General features: G+C 69.3%; 5 protein-coding genes and 1 pseudogene. All 6 read left to right on the plus strand.

Annotation, left to right across the window (positions count from 1 at the left end):
• Window positions 1–776, plus strand: a pseudogene (locus tag ABZ656_RS51120) (hypothetical protein); the annotation flags it as partial.
• The gene (locus ABZ656_RS51125) at window positions 773–4,132 is read left to right on the plus strand and encodes a right-handed parallel beta-helix repeat-containing protein (RefSeq protein WP_360278627.1); all 3,360 of its coding nucleotides are present in this window, start codon (window positions 773–775) and stop codon (window positions 4,130–4,132) included. The pseudogene ABZ656_RS51120 and the gene ABZ656_RS51125, both read left to right, overlap by 4 nt.
• A gap of 54 nt (window positions 4,133–4,186) precedes the next feature.
• Entirely contained in the window at window positions 4,187–4,513 is a 327-nt protein-coding gene (locus ABZ656_RS51130; RefSeq protein ID WP_360278630.1) for a WXG100 family type VII secretion target, read from the plus strand.
• 81 nt (window positions 4,514–4,594) lie between these two features.
• Window positions 4,595–4,885, plus strand: a complete 291-nt coding sequence (locus tag ABZ656_RS51135; protein WP_101408609.1) for a hypothetical protein — start codon at window positions 4,595–4,597, stop codon at window positions 4,883–4,885.
• A gap of 58 nt (window positions 4,886–4,943) precedes the next feature.
• On the plus strand, window positions 4,944–5,477 hold the full coding sequence (locus ABZ656_RS51140; protein ID WP_129592440.1) for a hypothetical protein: 534 nt from the start codon (window positions 4,944–4,946) through the stop codon (window positions 5,475–5,477).
• A 334-nt stretch (window positions 5,478–5,811) separates the two neighbouring features.
• A partial coding sequence (locus ABZ656_RS51145; protein ID WP_360278633.1) for a WXG100 family type VII secretion target occupies window positions 5,812–6,638 on the plus strand: 827 nt, incomplete at its 3' end.

The raw sequence follows: 6,638 nt of genomic DNA on the forward strand, positions 1-6,638 counted from the left end.
TGGCAGGTGGTGCAGGTGCCGGTCCAGCAGTTCAGCAGGTCTTGGATGGCGTCGAGGGTCTGGTAGAGGGTGAGTCCGCTGTATCGGCTTTTGGGCTCACCGATCTGGCTGCCGTCCGTCTCTACCTGACGGGTGCCACAGCGTCGATCGACGCCGCCATCCGGGCCGGCACAGCGGGCCCGCACGTCCCACTGGCGCGCTGCGCCGCCGGCGGGCTGCGCCGCCTGCCGTCGTACCGGGGGCCCGCGACGTTGCGGGCCACGCTCAGTCCGGCCGAGTACGCCTGGTACCGCGAGGGCAGGGTCGTCAGGGAGCACTCGTTCCTCGCGGCACTATCCGGGGTCCGCCGTGGCCTGCCTGGCAATACGGACGTGCTGGTCTGGTCGCTGACCGCCCGCCGCACTTCGATGCTGGTGCCGGACATCCCGGACCGGGTGCTGTTCGCGCCGGGCACCGGCTTCAAGGTGCTGAGCTCGGTGGACGGCGCCCGGCCGGTCGTCATGCTGCGCGAACTGTCCGCCTCGGAGTTCGACCAGCACGGTCGCGTCGACGACGCGCGAGTGCCGCTCGACGAGATCGCCCTGGCGGGCCTCCAGCAGATCAGCACCCTCTGGCAGCAGGCCGAGGACGACGCCGACAGTCAGGCCGGCGACCCGCTCCCCGAGGAGCACGCGGACGCCTTCGGGGCCCCTCCCGGACTGCTCCAGAACCCAGCGGCCAGGCCGCGTCAGCCGATGTCCTCGGCCCCCGTGCCGGAGAAAGGGGCGACGCCGTGAACCGGCAGGTCCTGAAGGTCTCCACGACCCAGTCCGGTGCTTACCGCACCGTTTCCCAGGCGGTGGCCGCGGCCGGTGAGGGCGCACTGATCGCCATCGCGCCGGGCACCTACCAGGAGTCGCTGACCCTCACCCGCGCGGTCACGCTGTCCGCGGACGGCGACCCGGGCAGCGTACGGCTCCAGTCGCCGGTGGGCAGCACGGTCATCGTGGATGCCGAGGCGGTGAGCATGTCAGGTCTCACGCTTGCCGGCACCGACGAGCAGGCCGCCGTTCTCGACGTCCGCCGCGGACAGGCCGCCCTCGACAACTGCACCGTGGCCGGTGAGGCGTGGGCCGCGATGATCGCGTGGCAGACCGGTCAGCTGGCGCTCCGCGACTGCCGGGTGACCAATCCGCGTGGCGCCGGGATCGTCGTGACCGCGTCCACCGCCAGCACCGTGGAAGCAACCACCGTCGCGGACCTGGGCTCCTCCGCCGTCGTCGTCGCCGAGACCGGACGGCTCACGCTGCAGGGCTGCACCCTGGAACGCATTCGTGGCAACGGCATCTGTGTCAACGGCCAGGGTGGCATCACCGTCGAGACCACGACCGTCACCGGCAGCGAGAAGCCCGCCATCGTCGTGGAGCAGCAGGCCAAGGCGGAGCTGGTGGGCGTCACCGTCACGGGGTCCAGCAGCCTTGACGCCTACCTGACGAGCACCGGTCTGACCACCCTCACCGACTGCACCCTGACCGGATCGGGCGGGCAGTCCGTGAACGTCGGCGCGGGTGCGAGCCCCGTGCTGCGCGGTTGCGCGCTGGCCTCCGCCGCAGGCAACGGCCTCCACGTGAGCGGGGGTTCCCGACCGCGCCTGGAGGACTGCGCCATCACCGGCACCCCGCTGGCCGTGGTGGTGGACGACGGCAGTGAGGCGGTCTTCAAGTGGCTGCGCATCGAGGGCGCGTCGCGGACCGCGGTGCAGGTGAGCGGCGGCGCCAAAGCACAGTTCGAGGAGTTGTCGGTCGGGGACGGCTCGGCCGGGCTGCGAGTGACCGGCTCCTCCGGCATAGACCTGCGGCAGTGCGACATCGACGCCGGCCAGAGCACCGGCGTGGAACTGAACGAGAGCTCCACCGCCCGGTTCGACGGCGTGCGGCTGCGTACGGGGGCCGACTGGGGCATCGCGGTGTCAGGCGGCGCCCGGGCCGAGGTGGAGTCGTCCGTCATCGAGCAGACCGGTGTTCTGGTGGGGACCGACGGACAGGTCGTGCTACGCGATACCGAGTTGTCGGGGTCCGGCGGTGACGCGGTGCGGGTGCTCGGCGGCGGAGCCCTCACCGCGAGTGGCTGCCGGGTGCACGATGCCAAGGCGCACGGTGTCAACATCCAGGCGTCGGCCCGTGCCGACCTCACTGACTGCACCGTCTTCGACAACATGGGCGACGGCATCCGCAGCAACTCCGAGGAGCCGGTCCACGTCGAGCGCTGCGACGTCGCCGACAACGGGGGCACGGGCCTCAACCGGCTCCGCGACGGCGAGGAGGAGGGGGCTCCCACCGGGGCGCCGGGCGGGCCCGGCAGGACCTGGCAGCCCGGCGGGAAGCAGTCGGACGGTGACCGCCGCTCGGCCCCCGGCGCCACCGGACCGCTCGCCGAACTCGACGCGTTGGTCGGGCTGGAGAGCGTCAAGCGTGAGGTCACCGGGCTGATCAACCTGAACAAGATGACCCAGCGGCGCCAGGAACTCGGCCTGCCCATGCCGCCGATGAGCCGCCACCTGGTGTTCGCCGGGCCGCCCGGTACCGGCAAGACCACCGTGGCCCGGCTCTACGGCGCGGTCCTGGCGGAACTCGGCATCCTCACCAAGGGCCACATCGTCGAGGTCGCCCGGTCCGGGCTCGTCGCCCAGATCATCGGCGGCACGGCGATCAAGACGGCCGAGGTGTTCGAAAAGGCCATCGGCGGCGTCCTGTTCATCGATGAGGCGTACACGCTCACGAACCAGTCCAAGGGCAGCGGCCCCGACTTCGGCCAGGAGGCCGTCGAGACCCTGATGAAGCTCATGGAGGACCATCGCGACGAGATCGTCGTCATCGTGGCCGGATACTCCGCGCAGATGGACCAGTTCCTGGAATCCAACCCCGGCATGGCGTCACGGTTCTCGCGCACCGTGGCATTCCCCAACTACGAGGTCCCCGAACTCGTCACCATCGTGCAGGGCCTGTGCGACAAGCACTACTACGGACTTGAGGACTCCGCCCTGGAAGCCCTCACCCAGTACTTCGAGCACACCCCCAAGGGGCCGACGTTCGGCAACGGCCGCGTCGCCCGGTCGGTGTTCGAGACCATGATCAGCAACCAGGCGTCCCGCCTCGCGGTCGACCCGCCCCGCGACGCCTCCGCGCTGAACCGGCTGCAGGCCTCGGACCTGGGGCCCCTCCCGGAGCCCGAGAGCCCCGCCCCGGCTCCGGCCGCCGCCCGGCCCCAGTCCCAACCTCAGCCTCAGCCCACGGCCCCTCGGGCGCCCGCCGAGCCGCCGCCCGCCATGCGCCGCCTCGCCGGACTGTGCGGCCTGGGTGATGTCCGTGCGGCGCTGCTGAAGCGCACGAATGACCTGGTGGCATCGTGCCGTGACGGCAGACCCCCCGTCCCGGCCACCAACCTCGTCTTCGCCGGCGACCGGGGAAGCGGGCGCCGTGCGGTGTCCACGCTGTACGCGAAGTGTCTGGCGGAGACCGGTGTGCTGGCGAACGGAGCGGTGCACCGCTCCGCGCTCTCGCAGATCCCGGCCCGCTGGTCGGACCAGGCCGACGCTTGCGTCGCGACGCTGTTCGCCGAAGCGGAAGGCGGGGTGCTCGAGGTGGAACTCGACGCCGCTTTCGTCGCCCGGCCCGGCCCCGAGCGCGGTGCGGTGTGGGACGCCGTGGCACGCGCCGTCCCCCGGGCCTCGCGCACCGCCCTGGTGCTGTTCGGAGCAGACTCCGAGCTCAGCGCGGTGCTCCGGGAACGCAACGAACTCGCCCGCTGCTTCGCGCAGTATCTGCGCTTCCCGGCCTACTCGGCCGAGGAGCTCGCGGAACTGGCGCGCCGCCGCCTCACCGGGCGCGGATACCAGGTCGACGAGGCCACCCGCGCCGCCATGACCGCCCAACTCGTCGGCCGCCCGCCCGCCGAAGGGGCCTGGGGCGCGCACCGCTTCGCGGACCGCATCGTGGAACGGGCCAAGTCGCCGAACCTGCGTCTGCGGGGTGCCCCGGGCGCGCCCGGAGCACCCGGAATTCCACAAAGGGACGTGCAGGCACAGGTCCCTGTACCAGAAGGCAACGAAGAACGCGCACCGTTCCTCGCGGGTGCCGTACCGCGCCAGGATTGACTAACGGGTCTCGTGTGACAGCACGACGACTCATCCCTATCGAGAGGACTCGCCATGGCGCTCAAGGCCGCAGATATTGAGGGCATGAAGAAGGCCCTCCCCTTCTTCGTGGACGCGCTCGGTGACACCAAACGGGCGTTCGGCAGCATGTCGGACCAGGAGGCCGCGCTGGCGGCCAGTTGGAGGGGTGACGCTGCCGCGGGCTTCCGTAGCGCCCTCAACCTATGGCTGGAGAACTGCAGGAAGGTCCAGGACCAGCTCGCCATCGTCACCGAGAAGCTCGAGGCGAGCACCGGCAACTACGTGAACATCCACACCGACACCGTCGACCAGGCCACCGAAATCCGGAATGCGGTGTCCGCGGGTCTCCCCGGTTTCTGATCCCCCTTCCGCGGGCTCCGTTCCGCGTCGCGCCGGTCCGTCGGCGCCCAACCGCAGATCGTTTCCACGAAAGGAACCAGCATGACCACGTATGAGGTCTCCCTGGAGCAGATGGAGTTCGTCGGCGGCGAGATGGAAGTCATCTCGTCGAACATCAGCAGGTCACTCGAGACCCTGGACGACGGCGCCAAGATGAACCTCGCCCAGTGGGAAGACGGGGTGCGCGACGCGTACATCGCCGCCAAGATCCAGTGGGACGCGGCGGCGGCGGCGATGCACGACCAGTCGCTCAAGGCCCGCGCGGCGCTGGGCAACATCTCCGGCGCCTACACCAACGGCGAGCGCTACGGCGTCAACATCTGGAATCAGTGAAGCCGTGGCGACGACATCGCTACATGGCGCGAGGGGGTGCTGATCGATGACCTACGGCGTGTCCGATGGCACTCTTCCCCCGGATACCGAGGAAGAGTACACGCCGCAGAAGTACCAGGGCGGCGACTACACCGACAGCAGTCAGGGAACGGTGGAACCGGGAGGGCTGCCGACGATCCCCGGGATCCCCGCCAACGCGACTGACGGATCCGGGAAGAATACGTCGGTCGACACCTCGTCGCTCAAGACGTTCGCCGACAACCTGGACGTGCTGGCCGACTCGGTCGACAGCGCCTACAACCGGGTCCTGAACCTCAAGCCCCTGGCACCCGGGGGTCACAGCTTCGCGGAGGCACAGAACCTCAAAAAGGCGGTGACCGGGGACAAGGGTGATGCCGGTCTGCAGCCCAGCTTTGTCCTGGCGCTCCATCATCTGGAGGAGGGGCTGATGAAGACGGCCCGAGCCATCAGGGATCTGGCCGGCAAGTACTCGTCGCTCGAAGACCTCAACAGGGAGGCGGGCAAGGAGCTCTCCGGGCTCATGAAAGACGCCCAGGGATACATCGCCACCGTGGCGAAGGATCCTCTCTGACCGTGGCGAGCACGACGGTCTGTGCGGGCCCGCAGATGCGGAGCTCGCGCGGTCGCACTGGTGGTGGTGGTTCGGTGACGTGTCACCGAACCACCAGGCCGTGGCGCGCCAGAAGCTCCCGCGCGCCGGCGCGCAACACGTGAGCTGACAGCGGGCAGGTACACCGACGGAAGAGATCGTCGGCTGCCGCTGGCCATGACGGACGGGAAACAGGACGACGAACGGCACAGGCCCCGGACAGGGGCCACAGGTTTTTCACAGATGATCGCGGCGCAGCGTCCGTAGTACGGGCGATGCGCCATACGAGTATGCGGCGGACGGGAGCTCGAGGGGCATGGCTGACGAGGAACCGAAGGGTACCCACGACGATGGGGCCGTCGATCTTACCGGTGACTACAGCGGGTGGGACTGGAGGAAGATCAAGAGTGCCATCACCGGTGGTGCCGACGGTGATGACGCCCAGTACGATCTGACGCTGTCCGACCCGCAGACGGTCCAGGACGCTGCCAACGCCTTCTACTACACACAGAAGGTGCTGGAGGACGTAGCCAAGTCCCTGAGTGAGCAGTCCGACGCGCTGGCGGGTGAAGAGCGACCGTGGCAGGGGCAGGCGGCCCATGCGTTCAAGGCCACGATGGGGTCCTTTGCCGATCAGGTGACCGCCATGGCCAACGTGCTCTCCGGAGGCGCCACCGGTCACCACAACGTCCCGCAGCAGCTGGCGAACAACGCACAGCATCTACGGGAGGCCATAGCCAAGGTCGGCGACATTGATGTCTGGTACGCCAACGAGGCAATCAAGGTGGACCCCAGCCTCAAGATGGACAACGGTCTGGTCATGGTCAGCAAGGCCGACAAGATCCCTCAGATGATGGCCGACGATATGCGGCAGGTGCTGCTCGCCCTGGCGAAGCACTACACGCTCACCGCGGATGCCGTCGTCCAGCCGGCGCCGCCCTCCGACCCGACGTCCGGCAGCCCTTCGGACGGTACGCCGCAGCAGGACGCGGGTGATGCGACGAAGCAGGGCCGTATGCCGATGGAGACAGGGCAGCGGGTGTGGGCGGGTGATGCGACGAAGCAGGGCCGTATGCCGATGGAGACAGGGCAGCGGGTGTGGGCGGGTGATGCGACGAAGCAGGGCCGTATGCCGATGGAGAC

The organism is Streptomyces sp. NPDC007095, assembly GCF_040634475.1.
In the GTDB taxonomy this organism is placed as follows: domain Bacteria; phylum Actinomycetota; class Actinomycetes; order Streptomycetales; family Streptomycetaceae; genus Streptomyces.

Coding starts and splice junctions, on each gene's coding strand:
- ABZ656_RS51135 (WP_101408609.1), top strand. CDS start 4,595: ATGACCACGTATGAGGTCTCCCTGGAGCAGATGGAGTTCGTCGGCGGC.
- ABZ656_RS51130 (WP_360278630.1), top strand. CDS start 4,187: ATGGCGCTCAAGGCCGCAGATATTGAGGGCATGAAGAAGGCCCTCCCC.